Annotated in this window: 15 protein-coding genes; all 15 read right to left on the reverse strand. The window is 39.4% G+C overall.

The window, feature by feature from the left end:
* Nucleotides 1–232: 232 nt before the first annotated feature.
* Nucleotides 233–1,738: a zinc ABC transporter substrate-binding lipoprotein AdcA gene (adcA, locus tag WKI23_RS05920; protein WP_000724050.1), complete on the reverse strand. Its 1,506-nt coding sequence runs from the start codon at nucleotides 1,736–1,738 to the stop codon at nucleotides 233–235.
* A gap of 9 nt (nucleotides 1,739–1,747) precedes the next feature.
* Nucleotides 1,748–2,554, reverse strand: a complete 807-nt coding sequence (locus tag WKI23_RS05925; RefSeq protein WP_000950032.1) for a metal ABC transporter permease — start codon at nucleotides 2,552–2,554, stop codon at nucleotides 1,748–1,750.
* Complete coding sequence (locus WKI23_RS05930; protein ID WP_153224127.1) at nucleotides 2,547–3,251, reverse strand: metal ABC transporter ATP-binding protein; 705 nt, start codon at nucleotides 3,249–3,251, stop codon at nucleotides 2,547–2,549. The genes WKI23_RS05925 and WKI23_RS05930 overlap by 8 nt, the downstream gene beginning before the upstream one ends.
* Nucleotides 3,251–3,691, reverse strand: a complete 441-nt coding sequence (gene adcR / locus WKI23_RS05935; RefSeq protein ID WP_368079263.1) for a zinc-dependent transcriptional regulator AdcR — start codon at nucleotides 3,689–3,691, stop codon at nucleotides 3,251–3,253. Before adcR ends, WKI23_RS05930 begins: the two co-directional genes overlap by 1 nt.
* A 152-nt stretch (nucleotides 3,692–3,843) precedes the next feature.
* Complete coding sequence (dltD, locus tag WKI23_RS05940) at nucleotides 3,844–5,112, reverse strand: D-alanyl-lipoteichoic acid biosynthesis protein DltD (protein WP_368079264.1); 1,269 nt, start codon at nucleotides 5,110–5,112, stop codon at nucleotides 3,844–3,846.
* Nucleotides 5,105–5,344 carry a D-alanine--poly(phosphoribitol) ligase subunit DltC gene (gene dltC, locus WKI23_RS05945; protein WP_023396522.1) on the reverse strand — a complete coding sequence of 80 codons (240 nt, stop codon included), beginning with the start codon at nucleotides 5,342–5,344 and terminating at the stop codon, nucleotides 5,105–5,107. The genes dltD and dltC overlap by 8 nt, the downstream gene beginning before the upstream one ends.
* A 12-nt stretch (nucleotides 5,345–5,356) precedes the next feature.
* Nucleotides 5,357–6,601 carry a D-alanyl-lipoteichoic acid biosynthesis protein DltB gene (gene dltB, locus WKI23_RS05950; protein ID WP_368079265.1) on the reverse strand — a complete coding sequence of 415 codons (1,245 nt, stop codon included), beginning with the start codon at nucleotides 6,599–6,601 and terminating at the stop codon, nucleotides 5,357–5,359.
* The gene (gene dltA / locus WKI23_RS05955; RefSeq protein WP_368079266.1) at nucleotides 6,598–8,148 is read right to left on the reverse strand and encodes a D-alanine--poly(phosphoribitol) ligase subunit DltA; all 1,551 of its coding nucleotides are present in this window, start codon (nucleotides 8,146–8,148) and stop codon (nucleotides 6,598–6,600) included. The genes dltB and dltA overlap by 4 nt, the downstream gene beginning before the upstream one ends.
* A 20-nt stretch (nucleotides 8,149–8,168) precedes the next feature.
* Nucleotides 8,169–8,300, reverse strand: a complete 132-nt coding sequence (locus WKI23_RS05960; protein WP_000813667.1) for a teichoic acid D-Ala incorporation-associated protein DltX — start codon at nucleotides 8,298–8,300, stop codon at nucleotides 8,169–8,171.
* Nucleotides 8,301–8,606: 306 nt separating this feature from the next.
* Complete coding sequence (locus tag WKI23_RS05965) at nucleotides 8,607–9,785, reverse strand: ryptide export MFS transporter (RefSeq protein WP_368079267.1); 1,179 nt, start codon at nucleotides 9,783–9,785, stop codon at nucleotides 8,607–8,609.
* Nucleotides 9,778–11,172, reverse strand: coding sequence for a radical SAM/SPASM ryptide class RiPP maturase (locus tag WKI23_RS05970; RefSeq protein ID WP_368079268.1), 1,395 nt, complete (start codon nucleotides 11,170–11,172; stop codon nucleotides 9,778–9,780). The genes WKI23_RS05965 and WKI23_RS05970 overlap by 8 nt, the downstream gene beginning before the upstream one ends.
* Before the next feature lie 19 nt (nucleotides 11,173–11,191).
* Nucleotides 11,192–11,320 carry a ryptide family R-Y-crosslinked RiPP peptide gene (locus WKI23_RS05975; protein ID WP_368079269.1) on the reverse strand — a complete coding sequence of 43 codons (129 nt, stop codon included), beginning with the start codon at nucleotides 11,318–11,320 and terminating at the stop codon, nucleotides 11,192–11,194.
* A 92-nt stretch (nucleotides 11,321–11,412) separates the two neighbouring features.
* Complete coding sequence (locus tag WKI23_RS05980) at nucleotides 11,413–12,276, reverse strand: helix-turn-helix domain-containing protein (protein ID WP_368079270.1); 864 nt, start codon at nucleotides 12,274–12,276, stop codon at nucleotides 11,413–11,415.
* Nucleotides 12,277–12,638: 362 nt separating this feature from the next.
* The gene (locus WKI23_RS05985; RefSeq protein ID WP_016398345.1) at nucleotides 12,639–13,343 is read right to left on the reverse strand and encodes an MIP/aquaporin family protein; all 705 of its coding nucleotides are present in this window, start codon (nucleotides 13,341–13,343) and stop codon (nucleotides 12,639–12,641) included.
* Between the two features lie 70 nt (nucleotides 13,344–13,413).
* On the reverse strand, nucleotides 13,414–15,240 hold the full coding sequence (gene glpO / locus WKI23_RS05990; protein WP_368079271.1) for a type 1 glycerol-3-phosphate oxidase: 1,827 nt from the start codon (nucleotides 15,238–15,240) through the stop codon (nucleotides 13,414–13,416).
* Nucleotides 15,241–15,248: the final 8 nt, after the last annotated feature.

The raw sequence follows: 15,248 nt of genomic DNA on the forward strand, positions 1-15,248 counted from the left end.
AGTTTAGAGGGTCTTTTTCTATTCCTGTAGAATATACCAAAACACCCCTTAACTATGGCAGTAGTTAGGGGGTAGTATTCTAATGAACCTTATCCGATAAAATCATTCTAACATATAAGCCCAGATATTTCAAGAGCTTTATTTATTGTTTAAAATTCTGAAAGGTCTATAATGAAGTTAGCCATCTAGTATCAAAAAACCGACTAGCTCCTATGAACTAATCGGTTTCTCATCAATGCGCCAACATTTCTTGGGCGATTTCTTGTCCAGATAGGTTATCTGGGTAATAGGTTGGCCAGTTATCCATTTCTTCAAAGAGGGCTTCTTGGCTTGTGCCTCCAAAGAAAATATGGAAATGTTCTGCCTTAACTGGGGCGATATTGTGGTCACTAAACTGAACATACTTGAACTGTCCAGCATCCGCATCCGTGGCTTCAAAGAGGAAGCGCACACCACGATTGCCTTTCTTATAAGTCAAGATTTTCTTGCCGACATACTTGTAAGTGTATTTCTTACTTTGTCCACCTTGAACAAATTCCATAGTATTATCAGTAATGTTGATCTTAGTGACATCTGTCTGATAGCCTTTTGTATAGTAAGCCTTGTATTCAGCCTGAGTCATCTTACCAGTCAACTTAGCCTTGTAGTCAAAGACTTGGTCAAACGTACCATCTTCAAGGAAAGGATAAACTGATTGCCAGTTACCTGCATAGTCACTCAAGGTGCGATCCTTGACAGCTGCATCCTCGAAGTAACCATTTTGAACTGTTTTGGTATCCTCTGCCTTTTCAGGCTCGATTGCTGGGCCTTCTTGGTCTGTTGTTTGTTTCAAAGCTTTGAGGTTTTTCTCCATGATAGAGATATAATTTTCTCCCGCCTTGGTGTCCTCTTCTGTCAGACTTTCTAAAGGATTGAGGACATCTGTTTTGACACCTGCTTCTTTTGAAAGTGTGTTAGCAAGAGCTTGTGAAGCATTTTCTTCAAAGTAGATATAGGCAATTTTATTTTTCTTGACGTACTCTGTCAACTCTGCCAAACGAGCAGCTGATGGTTCTGCATCTGGAGAAAGACCTGAGATTGCGACTTGTTTGAGTCCATAGTCCAAAGCAAGATAGTTAAAGGCAGCGTGCTGAGTCACAAAGCTCTTTTGTTTGGCTTGAGACAAGCCTTCTGCATAAGCCTTATCCAAGGCTTGCAATTTTTCGATATAGGCAGCTGCGTTCTTTTCAAAGGTCTCTTTTTTATCAGGATAATCTGCTGACAAGCTATCACGGATGTGCTCTACTAGTTTAATGGCACGAACTGGTGATAACCAAACATGGGGGTCAAACTCATGGTGATGGCCTTCTTCTCCATGGTCATGGTCTCCCTCTTCTTCCTCGCCACCTGGCAAAAGCAACATATCACCTGTCGCCTTGATGGTTTTCACCTTTTTCTTATCCAAAGTATCTAGCAATTTAGGGACCCATGTTTCCATGTTTTCATTTTCATAAACGAAGGTATCTGCGTCTTGGATTTTGGCAACTGCCTTGGCAGACGGTTCGTATTCATGGGGTTCTGTACCAGCACCGATGAGAAGTTCTACATTAGCAGTATCTCCTGCTACTTGCTTGGTAAATTCATAGACAGGGTAAAAGGTTGTCACGATATTGAGTTTGCCATCTGCTTGCTTTTGATTGGAACAAGCCACTAAAAACAAGGCACATAGACTGGCTAGCAATAAGCTAATTTTTTTCATGTTCTTCTCCTATTTGATAAAACGTCTTACTAAACTAATTAGCAAGAAAACAGTTACAAAAATAATAGTAATACTTGCACTTGCAGGTGTTTCTGCATAGTAGGAAATGTAAAGTCCTGCTACCATTCCCAAAAATCCAATCGCACTGGCAAGTAGCATAACCGATTTAAAGTTTTTCCCCAGACGCAGGGCAATACTAGCTGGCAAGACCATAATGGTCGATACCAGAAGAGCTCCTGCTGCAGGAATCATAAGGGCAATGGCCACCCCTGTCACCATGTTAAAAAGAATGGACATGGTACGAACGGGCAAGCCATCCACAAAGGCCGTATCCTCATCAAAGGTCAGGATATACATTGGTCGAAGGAAGAGGAAGGTCAAGATCAAAACAACCGCTGCAATGACAAAGAGGGAAACGACCTGCTCTTCGCTGATAGTCACGATGGAACCAAAGAGATATTGGTCCAAACTCATTGAACTGGAGCTTTTACCCTTGCTCATGACAATCAGAGAAACAGCCAGACCTGTTGACATGAGGATAGCTGTCCCGATTTCCATAAAGCTCTTGTAAACTGTACGGAGATACTCCAGGAAGACCGCCGCAATCAAGACAATAGCAATCGTAGAAATAGTTGGAGAAATCCCTAGGACCAGACCAAAGGCTACACCTGAAAGCGAGACGTGGCTGAGGGTATCACTCATCAAACTCTGACGGCGCAAGATAAGGAAAGTCCCCAATACCGGCGAGAAAAGACTCATGGCAATAACGGCCAGAAAGGCGCGTTGCATAAAGTCATAAGATAACAAACTAAGCATGGCCCACCTCCTGGTCATTCTCATGAACGTTGAAACAACGCCATGGCGAGTCTTGGTTACGGACTAGATGAATATTGCGATCCGCATAATCCTTAACTTCTTCAGGGTCATGGGTAATCATCAAAACAGCCTTGCCATGATGATGGGCGCTGTGGTGCATGAGTTCGTAAAATTCATTTTTACTTCCTGCATCCATCCCCGTTGTCGGCTCATCTAGGATAAACATATCTGGATCCGAAGCAAACATACGCGCAATCACTGCTCGCTGCTTCTGTCCCCCAGATAGAGACCCCAAGCGTTTGTCTCGGTGTTCCCACATACCAACTGAGTCCAGACTAGCCTTGATATGCTCCTCATCATGAGCATTCAAACGACGGAACCAACCTTTTCGCGGATAGCGACCCGACTTGACAAATTCATAAACCGTACTTGGAAAACCTGCATTAAAACTGGCAATCTGTTGAGGAAGGTAGGCTATTCTCAATTTCTTACCCTGCGTATTTGTCTTTGAAATGGTTACCTTACCAATGCGTGGTTGGAGAATTCCAAGACTGGCCTTAATCAGTGTCGTCTTAGCTGCCCCATTCTCCCCTGTCAAGGTAACAAATTCCCCACTATCAACACTATAATTGATATGTTCAAGAACTGGCTCCTTATCATAATAGAAGGATAAATCCTCTACCGTAATATATCTCATTATTTGATTTCTCCTACTAAAGCAGTCAAAAACCGCTGGATCACTTTTTGTTCATTTGGAGTAAACTGAGTCGCCACTTGTTCATAGGTTAAAAGTGTGTGCTCATGGTGATGATGATGCTCCTCAGCGATTGGACGAGCCAAGTCAGTCAACTGATAAAAAATCACACGCGCATCCTTAGGATCTTTAGATGTTTCCAACATCCCTTCCTTGATCAAAGATTTAATGGCCTTGGTAACTGCCGCCTGACTGACATTGAGGCGACGGGCCAACTCTGAATTTGTTAAAGATTCCTCTGACAAAAGCATGAGGATATGCTCCTGAGTATTGGTCAGGGCCACCTCGCTAGTACAATGACCTATTAGGATTTCATGTTGGTTTTCCGCCTGCAAAATCACCTCATTCAAAAAAGCATCGATATCCTTCGCTAGCTGTCTCATATCTGACTCCTTTCCTTTTGGACTTCTCTTTTTTAAGAGAAAAATACTATTCCTTAAAACTTTATTTACCAGTTAATTATATCACAAGCAAAAAAAGAGTCAAGAAAAAACGTAAAAATCGGCTTTATTCTTGAACTCTTCCATACTATTATCTATTGAAATTCCTTGACATCTCCATCATAAGTCGCCCAATCTTTGCTGAAAAAACGCTCATTCAGATGGTAAGTCGGAGCTGGTGTGGGATTGGATAGGAAAGGATCAACTGCCTTGTCAAAAGCCAACCAACCCAACCAACCAAGGTGAATGGTGTCCTTCATAAAGAAAGGCTCCCCACCATCCTTAGAAAAATCTGCTATATTAGTAAAACCTTGACTCTCTAACTGGTAGCGAATCTTCTGCACCGTTTGTTGGTACATATCCTCTCGTAAACCAGCGTAGTCCATCCATTTTTTATTAACAGGTGGAATGATAAAAATCGGGTTTACCTTAGATTTAGAAAACTGGGTTAACACCAACTGCAGGTCATTATACTCTGGTGATTTAAGGTAGGTAAAGTTTTTCTGAGAATCCTTTAATTTCTTCAAATCCTTCTTGATCTGCTTATTATAGAAATCATTCTCCATTCCCAGATCATTATTGGAAGTATTTTTTTCAGCATCTGCTTTGACAACATCTTCTATTGCTTGATAAGAAAACTGGTCTGGCAAGGTATTTAAATACTTAGCTACATGCTTCTCGTAGTTGATATAGCCTCTAACCGAAAACTGACCAAAAAAGGAGGCTTGGCGTTCATTAAACCGAGCCAATAATTCAATCATTTCATTGTCTGCCGTCGATAATTCTTCTTTGCTTGCCAACTTCTGAACCAGATCCTTCATAGCTACGTTTGGAAACTGCTGCAGCAAGCGAGTCGCTGCATATTGACTAGCCTGATCTCCAGATTGATGTTCCAGAAAACTGGTTAACTGGTCTCCATTAAAATACTGCTGAAAAGCTGCTGGCTCATAGCCATTTTTACTGAACCACTGAGGTGAGATAACATACACAACTTGTTTATTCTCCAGCTGTGGCAGCATCTGTTGCATCCCAAAATACTGGTTAAGCGATGCAGCTCCCCTCTGTCCTAAAAGATAAGGACGGTAGGAGCGATTGTATTTCTCAGCTAATACCGCAGGATGAGCACCGTCAAAACGAAGCCATTCACTGGAGCCAAAGAAAGGAACAAAACGCATATTTGGATCAGATAGCGCCCTGACCTTTTGACTTCGCTCCTTAAAACTATCGATAGTAGTAGCCACTGCTGAACGCTTTTCAGCTCCTAGATTATGACGCATCTCAGTAGGATAAAAGAAAATGAGCAGAAAAACCAACAAACCAGCTATCAAGACCGGTCCGAAGATCATCCATAAGCGTTTAAGCATTTTGTAGCTCCACAATACCAGCTATGATTTTATTAGCTGTATTCCAGTCGTCGCGACCAAACTCTGTCACAGGGACACGAATATCAAAACAGTTTTCAATCTCCACAATCAACTCAACCGTTCCCATACTATCCAAGACACCTGCATCAAAAAGATCTTCATCCATCATGTCAGAAACATCTTCCATAAATAACTCATCAATAATTTCGATAACTTCTGATTTGATATCCATATTTTATTTCCTTTATTTTTTAAACCATAAATCATTCAAAAATCCAGAAAAGATTAAGAATGACAGCATGACGACATGGAAGGTGACAACCATGCCAAGCAACTGAATCCAGCGATTCTCAGGTAGAGCAGGCTTCCCTGCTTTTTTCCGTTCCTTATTGAGCGTTTTTTTCTTGCGAATCCAAGCATCATTGATGACCAAGCCTAATCCATGAAAGAGTCCATAGGCGATATAGTACCAGGTCACGCCATGCCAAAATCCCATAATCAGCATATTTACAATATAAGCCACGCTTGAGGTTACATTACGATTTTTAAAGACCTTCTTTCTGGTCAACACCATGACCATTCGCATAAAGACAAAGTCACGGAACCAGAAAGAGAGACTCATGTGCCAGCGATTCCAAAATTCCTTTAAATCCCTTGATAAAAAGGGCTTATTAAAGTTGATCGGGCTACGGATTCCCATCAAGTTTGAAATGGCCAAGGCAAACATAGAATAACCTGCAAAGTCAAAGAAGAGTTCCAGACCAAAGGTATACATAACTGCCAAGGCATAGAGGTTAAAGAAGCCACCTGATTGCAAGGCTAGATTCTTCAGAGGAGGGAGTAAGGTCTCTCCTAAAACATGAGCTAGGATAAACTTGTACAAAAATCCCCACATGATATAGCGAACGGATTCATCCAGCATATCCATCAACTCATCTCGCTCAGGAATGGTCTGATAATTTTCATTAAAACGCTTAAAGCGATCGATTGGACCACTCGAGAAAGTCGGCATGAAGAGTAGGAAACGAAGGAATTCCCAGAGGGTAAAATCCTTAATCACTCCATCTCTCAGCTCGATGATAATCCCAACCGAACGAAAGGTCAGGTAAGAAATTCCCAAAAATCCAAGCAAAGACTGCGTTCCATTGATAGCTGGTTGCACCTTGACAAAGATAATCGGGAGGAGGGATAGAAAGCTAACTAGGTAGAAGACCCACTTGCCATCCTTACTTTTTCGATAATACTTGTAGAAGAGTACGAGCAATATTTCCCAGCAAAGGTAAATACCCAAAGCAGCCAATTGATTGGTCTTCCCACCCACCAACATGGTGACGATAAAGAAGAGACTAACCAGCACTTCATACCAGGCAAAGCGTTTCTTGAAAAAGAGACCGATAAAGATGGGGAAGGTTGCAGCAATCACATAGACAAAATACTGAGGATTGCCGTATGGCTCTAAATGAGGAAGCTGTTGAAAAAACTCCATCATCTCTTATTCACCTCGTTAATCAATCCTTTGATGTCAATTTTCCCATTTGGAGTCAGTGGCAAGCTGTCTCGGTAAAGGAATTTAGACGGCATCATATAGGACATCATGATATCTGTCAAATCTTCCTTGATGGCCTTGGTAATATCGATATCTCGCTCAAACTGCTCACGAACACCATCTTTTAAGATGACATAGGCCAGTAGATTTTGTACCTTGTGGTCCTTGTTATAACGTGGAACAGCAACAGCAGACTCAATATAGCGAGACTTGTTGAGGTTTTGAGAGACATCTTCTAACTCTATGCGATAACCGTTGAACTTAATTTGGAAGTCCATACGTCCGCCGTAGAGAAGCAAGCCTTCATCTGTCATGGTTCCCACATCACCTGTGTGATAGGCTGGCAGTCCTTCAAATTCAAAGAAGGCTTCCGCTGTTTTTTCAGGATTGTTCATATAGCCTTTTGAAACGGCTGGTCCAGAAACAATGATTTCTCCCTGTTCACCATTTGGCAGTTTATTGCCTTCTTCATCAATGATAAAGGTCGGAGAATCAGCCTTGGTATAGCCGATTGGTAGGCGTTTGAGAGTCGCTAACATCTCGTCTGTCACGGAAACAGCCGATAGGGCTACTGTTGCTTCTGTTGGGCCATAGGCATTGATAATACGGGCATTTGGGAAACGCTCGCGCAGTTTTTGAGCCGTTTTGACCGTCAATTCTTCCCCATCAAAGTAGAAATGCGTGATGCCAGGCATTTTCTCACTGTTGAAATCCTCAGACAACATGGCCATATCTGCAAAAGACGGTGTTGATGTCCAGATAGCGATTGGCAATGAAAAGATGGTCGCAAAGAGTTGCTTAAAGTCCTGAGTGATGGCTGAAGGAAGAGCGAAGAGCGTACCACCTAGTGCCAAGGTCGGCGCCCAGTACATGACAGACAGGTCAAAAGAATAAGGTGGCTGAGCCAGCATTTGCGGACGACTTGGTGTCGCAAATTCCTTATCCGTAATCATCCAGTTGGTAAAGCTGAGGAGGTTATCATGGGAAATCTGCACTCCTTTAGGCTTACCAGTCGTACCAGAAGTAAAAATAATGTAGTAATTATCATCTCCCTTGACTGGATGCGTAATTTCATAGCTGGTCTCTTTATCAAAGGTTTCTTGAACCTGAGCTAGATTCATTATCGGTGTCGAAACCTGCTCCAATGGAAAGTCTGAAATGGCAATAATCAAGCTTGGCTCTGCCACTTCTAAAATAGCCGAAACTCGCTCCAAGGCCGAATGGCTGTCAATTGGAATATAGGCATGTCCTGACTTAGTCAGCGCTACAAAAGTTGCCAACATTTCATACTCTTGGCCACCAAAAACGACCACAGGAGACTTCTCTGGCAAGCCTAGTTGGTCGATGACTGCAGCCAAACTATCCGAATCAGCCTTTAAATCGCCATAAGTGTGTTCCTGCCCTAAAACATTATAAACAGGATAGCTAGGCTGGGTCTGAGCAAAATGCTCAATTGTTTCAATCATATCTGCTATTGGTTTATTTGACACAATAGGGATTCTCCTTCAAGTTAAAATTCATTATAGATAAAGCTTCCTTGACCCTGACCAAGATAGCTAAAGAAGTAAAGCAGCCCTAGAAAGATAAGAAAATACAAGGCTGTCCGACCAAGAAAGAGGTACAATTCTTTTCTCTGTTTCATCAAGAAAAACCATTCATTTCTGTAATTTTTCGCTAAAATAAGAGTAATTCTTACTAGCTTATTTTTCTACCATTGTACCACTTTATATAGTATTTTTTCAATTGTTTACCGTACATTTTCATTACATTTAAGCTAATTTTAAAGATTATGCGGTTTTTCTATGAATATTTTAAATAGAGAAGTCTAGGTAAAACTCCATTTCAGTAGAAAATGAAGTAAATCTTTCCATAATAAAACGCACAATATCAAGTTTCAACACCTGATACTATGCGCTTTTCTGACTTTAAATACTTTTTAACCAGTCTCTCATTTAAAATAATCTCGTCTGATATAGATTAAAATAGCCTCTATCATCAGACAAATGGCTGATAGCCAAAAACTGATGCTAATACCAAAATTCTCAGTAATATAGCTCATTAGCAAAACAAATACTGAAAATGCTAATGTCGAAATCACTTCAAGAACGGAATAGACATTAACCAAGTTATTTTCCTCTACTGTTTCCTGAAGAAATACACTTTCAGGAACTTCTTTTAGCTGCGATAACATACCAACTAAAGCTGAAAATACTAAAAACATATGTGCGTTTGGAAAATATAGAATAGTCAGTGTCACTATTGCCATAGCTACAAGAGAAAAAAGAATACTTTCCCATTTAGCAGCGAGGAACTTTTCAGATAGCCTAAAAGCAATTAAGCCACTAATTATAATCCCAATAGAGTATGCTGTATTAGAATATCCCCAGTAACTTTCCGTTTTATTTAATAACTCCGTTACAAAGACAAGTATGATAGAAGAAACCCAAATCGTATTTGAGAAAATTTCCAATAAATTTGCTGATACAAAAAGTCTTAATCTAGGATCTTTGGCAACTAACTTCCAACCTCTGAGCAAAATTTCAAGATTAGTTTCTGACTCTAACACCTCCACTTCAGCCTTCGGAAGAAATAACATCAGAAAGCTAGAAATGATATACAAGATTAAAATGATAAACGTGGTAGGTAAGAGACCAATTGTTGCAAACAAGAGTCCACCTAATCCCCAACCCACCAATTGAACAGCTTCACCAGTCATTGATAAGGCTGAGTTAGCCTTGCCCAAATCGGTCGCATAGCGTGGCACAATAGCATAGGAAACAGGTGCTGCAAAACCATCCAATATGGAAATCGCAACAACAAATAGATAGGTCATCAAAGGCGCTACTGATTGCATTAGTATAAACATCCCTACCAGTGTCGATAATAATATAGTCTTTCCAAATTGGGATAAAGATAAAACCCTATTTAGTGCTAACCTTTTAGTAACTAAAGGAACTAAAAGACTCGCAACAAAAGAGGATATCCCTATTAAAATGGGAACTAGTGATGTGGCAATTACTGATTTTGAAATAATGTATATGTTAGCAATGATTGTTACTCTAAAGAAAATATCTGCTAAATTTGCAAACAATTGAGAGACTAACAACTTGACAAATGAATTAGACATGTAGCGCTCCCATCTTTGTTTCCAACTTTGGAATTAAAATTTGATTAACAAATTTTTCAAATTCTTGTTTTTCCCATTTACATTGTTTATAAAAATCGATATCAGCGGATAATTTGCACCCTCCCGAGCATAGACCACCTATTTCACAACTTTGACAATCTTTATAATCTAAAAAAGTCTTTGTTTCGTTTTGATAAGACATCAAGTCAATGTTACGCAAATTTCCTAGAATATACTGAGGACGTCCAACTGTAACAGTGCATCTAAATAGATTGAGTTCATTATCAACATAGAAAACTCTATCATAAGGAGATACGTTCCAACAGTAATTATACACTCCTTTGGTTTGAGCTTCATTAAAGGACAACTTTAACTTATCGGTCAAATTTTTACATGTTTGAATAAAACCTGCATGGAGATTTAGAGGAACTTGTTCGGTGATTTTCATCAACTCTAAAAGAATATCTGTCTCAGATACAATATAGTCATCATATCCAGTATCAAATAACCGATCATCCACTCTTCCTATATTCCAATGAAAATTCTCTCTTGAAAAATAACCTTTCTCCTTAAAATAAGAATAAATTGGAACTAATTCATATAAATTTGTCTTATCAAAATTTGTTCCAACATCCATCACAATTCCATAATCTAACAATAAATCCGTGATAGCTAATAATTTCTCTGTATTATTTGCTACTTTGGTTATTTTAACTATCTCTTTATATGTTTCTGGTAATGTATTAACAGTAATTGCAATAACCGATATAATACTTCTATAAATGATAAGTTTTTTAGCAAAGTATGGTAAGAAAATTCCATTAGTTGTTATGTCTATTTTTAATTTCTTATCAACACAATACTGAAAAATTCTATCAAGTATTGGCTCATTCTTAGGCAACAAGGGTTCTCCTCCAAATAAGCCTAAAGAAACTTCTAAATCTGGATTTTCCCTAATAAGCGCTGTAATTTTATCAAGTGTTTCATCCAACTCACCGAGAGTTATCGGTTTTCTTACTAAACCATCATATTTTTGTTGAAAACAATAGCTACACCGTAAATTACAAGAGTAAGTAATCGCTAAAGAAATTTGAATCTTTTTCCTAGATTCTAACAATAATTTTTCATCATAAAGTTTATCAGGAGTAAAGTGATCTAAATCAGAAGAGGGAGTTTCAAACCATTCACTTAGAAAAGAATCAACATTCATCATATTGTTCTTTATTTTATCACTTTCTACAACTAATACTTTATTTTTAAAAGAATTAATTAAAAGCGTAAATTTATCACTAATCTTCTGTTGATAGATTGATACTAATGAAATCGTGTGAACTGGATTACTTTCAGCTATTGGTTTTATCTCCCCATCTTCTAATTCATAGATCATATGCTATCTCCTCCATTATTTAGTATCTACGACGAGTAATATGCTGCTGTCCAACGATGATACCACTTGGCTGATCTTCAGCTGGTGTCATAATATCATCAATAGCTTTCATTTGTAGAAGCTCTTCTTCTGTAAATTCAATAGACATAGTAGTCACCTCTTAAAAATTATTTTGTAAGCTTACAACAACAATTTTACAATAACAACAAAAAATTTGAAATTCTTTCCCATATCTGCGTATTACCTTTTACTTACTAAAATTTTTTCTAAATGCCTTTCATAATTCTTTGCCAAATGGTTACTTCCCGCTAATTTCATTGCTCCAATACACTTCCTCATTTCAATAATTGCTTTACAATCCATCTCTTTTTTGTATCGATACAGATGTTGTGCATACTGAAACACCAACCGTTCATAAATTTCAGTTTCAGTGAAAAAGCATTGGTTTAATCGTTTTTCAAAATACAAAGCATCAAGAAATTTTCCTCTTTCAATACATGTGATATATCCATTCAATAGCATAGATGAAATCAATCGTCTATTATTAGGAATTTCTTTATAAAAATCAGAACGTCTAGACATCTCTCTAGCCAAAACCATAAAGACATCGTGTTTTAGGACATCTAAAGTATTTGAAAAAATCAATAATTCATAGTATCCCCAATATTCAACACTAAAGAGATAGTCAGTTAGATAAGATAAATCATCACCAGAATAATAAGCTTCTCCAGATAAATCTTGTAAACGAATTTTTAATAAAATAATGTTAAGCTTATGAAATTTCTCTTGTTTAGAATCTGACTCCATCTGAGAATAAAGTAATTTTTTCAACCCATCAACATCATGATTTGATACAAAATGCCTAACCTTTGATAAGAGTTCGTTCAGTTCATCACGATGAAAATCATGAACAGCATACATAAATTCATCAATAGGCATGTTAATTTCATCCAAAATAGCCATAAATTTTGAAATGGTTAAATCAGTCTCTCCCTTTTCAAAACGTGAGAGTTGCGATGTTGATATACCAGCTTTTTCGACATCTTTTAAGCGAAACCCTCTAGATTCTCGAAACTTTTTAAAAATTTCTCCAAATTTTTTCATAATATCTCTCCAACAAGCATATATGGGAACAGTTTTTGATTTTTAATATTTTAGCATAAAATAGAAGAAAACAAAAGCGAGGTATTTCACATGAAAAAACAAAAACTATTGCCTTTATTATTCCTAATTTTAGGAGGAATTATGATTATCGTTGTTGGCTAGTACTAAGAAGTTAGTTATTAGAATACTTACATCTTCAATCGAAAAAAGTGACTGGAGAAAAAATCTTAACGATAAGAAAAGCGCATAATATCAGGTATTGAAAAACTTGATACTATGCGTTTTATTGTGAAAAGATTTACTTCATTTTTTGCTGAAATTGGGCTCTTGCCTAAGCTCTATCAAAATAATTGTTTTCCAGATTAGAAAAGCGAGAATACAAGAACAGCCAAGGCTGCACCGATAACAGGTCCCACAACAGGAATCCAAGCATAAGACCAGTCTCCGTCTCCCTTGTTTGAAATTGGAAGGATACTGTGCATGATACGAGGTCCAAGGTCACGCGCAGGATTCAAAGCATAACCTGTTGTCCCACCTAGTGATAGACCGATACCGACAATCAAAGTTCCTACTGCAAAGGTTCCGATACCTGCCTGAAAATCGTACAGTCCCAAAGCAAAGATTGTCAATACCAAAACAAAGGTACCAAGGATTTCGCTAATCAAGTTAGAAACTGTATCCTTGATGGCTGGCCCGGTACTGAAGGTTGCCAGGATATTGCCTGCATTTTCTTCTGCCTCATAATGCGGTTTGAATTGCAACCAAACCAAAATCTGACCGAGCATAGCCCCTGCGAACTGAGCTAGGATGTAAGGTAAAACGGAAGCCCAAGGCAAACCACCTTTTAAGGCTACACCAATGGTCACAGCTGGGTTTAAATGAGCTGGACTGAGCTTGCCAGATACAAAGACTGCAACTGCAACCGCAATTCCCCAACCCATAGTAATCACAATCCAACCTGAGCTGTTGCTCTTGGTTTTAGGAAGAACCACACCTGCAACAACACCATTTCCTAGAAGAATCAGGATTAAAGTCCCTAAAAATTCTCCAAATAATTCATTCATCATCTTTCTGCCTCCATTAAAAATAAGGAGAGGGTAGACTAGGAGTCCTGCCCTCCACCTCTTTTATTTTTTCTTAATTTTTTAATTCTGCTAAATCGTTGTTAGCAAGAGCTGCTTCGACATCCGCACGGTAGCCTGCTTTTTCTTCTTCTGACCAATCATAGAATCGTCCCATTTCATCCAAGACTGGCTCAACGATACTATCCAAACTATCACGCATAAAGAGCATGTGGTTGGTACGACGAAGAAGGAAGTCAACTGGGCTAAGAGCCAACTCATTGCGCATTGCATAGTGAAGAGACAAGGTGTCTGCCAAGCTGAGTCCTGGCGCTTGTTCCAAGCTGTGAGCAAGGGCAAAGACCTTCGGTGCATTTGAACCGTAAAGATTTGCTAGATACTGTGCTTCCTTGCTATCCAAACCACGTGAAACTCCAAGTTGCGCAAAGGCTTCGATTTCTGAGTCCACATTTGCTGGGTTCAATTCCCCACCTGAAACAGGGTAAGTCTTAGAATTGATGAGTTTAAAGCTACGATCAAATTCTGATTTGAGGATATCAACCACGCGCTCCATAGCTCCTTCAGCCATCTTACGGTAGTCTGTGATTTTACCACCAGCAAGAGTCAAGAGACCATTGTCATCTCGGTCCAAGCTAGAACCACGAGAAACTGCAGATGGGTCCAAATGTTTCTCAGAGGTACTGCTTTCAAGCTTGCTGACAGCAGACTCAACATCTTCACGCGTTTTTTCTTTAGAGAGATAAGATTCAACAGTCGCAATCAAGTTGTTAAAGCTTTCATCACTGATGGTTCCGTTATTTCCTCCATTGTAGTCAGAAGCGCTATTGCCTGCGATCAATGGACGAAGACCTGCCCAGCTACTTTCAATGTCAGCAACTGTAATATTCGCTTCTGGGAAGCGGTTGTTGACAATACCAAGTAGGTAATCTACATCTTCCTGAGTCACTTTCGGATGTTCCAAATCACCTGTGTAGTCTGTATCAGTTGTACCGAAGTAAGTCTTGTTTTCACGTGGGAGAACAAAGACCATACGACCATCTCCCAAACCAGTGTCAAAGTAAACTGGCTGTGAAACCTTGATTTTACTTGAATCCACTACCAAGTGAACTCCCTTAGTTGGACGCATTTGTGAGAATTGCGTTCCCTTATTAGACAAATTGCGCACCTTGTCGCTCCAAGGACCTGTTGTGTTAATCACCAGACGCGCCTTGATTTCAAAGACTTGGTCTGTCAAGAGATCACGAGCTACAACACCTGTAATCTTGCCACTTTCGTCAAAGAGGAAGCCTTCTGCCTTAACATGGTTAGCAATGAGGGCGCCATCTTGGTTAGCACGTTTGATGTTTTCAATCACAAGACGCGCATCGTTGTTACGGAAGTCAAGGTAAACCCCACCTCCTACCAAGCCTTCTTTCTTCAAGTTTGGCTGGCGTTCTAAAACTTCTTCCTTGCTCAAAACCTTGTTAGCAGCTGGTGTGTTGCTAACACCTGCCAAAAGGTCGTACAAGTCCATGGCTACTTTAAGACGGAAGAGGCTAAAGGTCGCTCCATCTTCATCGTAAACTGGTAAGAGCATTGGGTCCGGTTTTGGAATGTGTGGAGCGATTTGTTGAACCACTGCACGTTCTGAAACTGTATCTGATACTACTTCTACGTCGAATTGTTTGAGGTAGCGAAGGCCACCGTGAACCAATTTTGTTGAACGGCTGGATGTTCCTTCTGCGAAGTCCTGCATTTCAATCAAACCAGTCTCAAGACCACTAGCTGCAGCCTGCAAGGCTACACCAGCTCCTGTGATTCCTCCACCGATAATCAAGAGATCCAGGGTGCGTTCCTGCATTTTTTTAATTGATAATTCACGTGTTTTCTTTGAAAATTCCATATTTACAC

The organism is Streptococcus pseudopneumoniae (assembly GCF_038148955.1).
Lineage (GTDB): Bacteria > Bacillota > Bacilli > Lactobacillales > Streptococcaceae > Streptococcus > Streptococcus pseudopneumoniae_T.

Excerpts from the sequence above, each read along its gene's own strand:
- adcA (WP_000724050.1), bottom strand. The coding sequence starts at position 1,738 with ATGAAAAAAATTAGCTTATTGCTAGCCAGTCTATGTGCCTTGTTTTTA.
- WKI23_RS05925 (WP_000950032.1), bottom strand. The coding sequence starts at position 2,554 with ATGCTTAGTTTGTTATCTTATGACTTTATGCAACGCGCCTTTCTGGCC.
- WKI23_RS05930 (WP_153224127.1), bottom strand. The coding sequence starts at position 3,251 with ATGAGATATATTACGGTAGAGGATTTATCCTTCTATTATGATAAGGAG.
- adcR (WP_368079263.1), bottom strand. The coding sequence starts at position 3,691 with ATGAGACAGCTAGCGAAGGATATCGATGCTTTTTTGAATGAGGTGATT.
- dltD (WP_368079264.1), bottom strand. The coding sequence starts at position 5,112 with ATGCTTAAACGCTTATGGATGATCTTCGGACCGGTCTTGATAGCTGGT.
- dltC (WP_023396522.1), bottom strand. The coding sequence starts at position 5,344 with ATGGATATCAAATCAGAAGTTATCGAAATTATTGATGAGTTATTTATG.
- dltB (WP_368079265.1), bottom strand. The coding sequence starts at position 6,601 with ATGATGGAGTTTTTTCAACAGCTTCCTCATTTAGAGCCATACGGCAAT.
- WKI23_RS05960 (WP_000813667.1), bottom strand. The coding sequence starts at position 8,300 with ATGAAACAGAGAAAAGAATTGTACCTCTTTCTTGGTCGGACAGCCTTG.
- WKI23_RS05965 (WP_368079267.1), bottom strand. The coding sequence starts at position 9,785 with ATGTCTAATTCATTTGTCAAGTTGTTAGTCTCTCAATTGTTTGCAAAT.
- WKI23_RS05970 (WP_368079268.1), bottom strand. The coding sequence starts at position 11,172 with ATGATCTATGAATTAGAAGATGGGGAGATAAAACCAATAGCTGAAAGT.
- WKI23_RS05975 (WP_368079269.1), bottom strand. The coding sequence starts at position 11,320 with ATGTCTATTGAATTTACAGAAGAAGAGCTTCTACAAATGAAAGCTATT.
- WKI23_RS05980 (WP_368079270.1), bottom strand. The coding sequence starts at position 12,276 with ATGAAAAAATTTGGAGAAATTTTTAAAAAGTTTCGAGAATCTAGAGGG.
- WKI23_RS05985 (WP_016398345.1), bottom strand. The coding sequence starts at position 13,343 with ATGATGAATGAATTATTTGGAGAATTTTTAGGGACTTTAATCCTGATT.
- glpO (WP_368079271.1), bottom strand. The coding sequence starts at position 15,240 with ATGGAATTTTCAAAGAAAACACGTGAATTATCAATTAAAAAAATGCAG.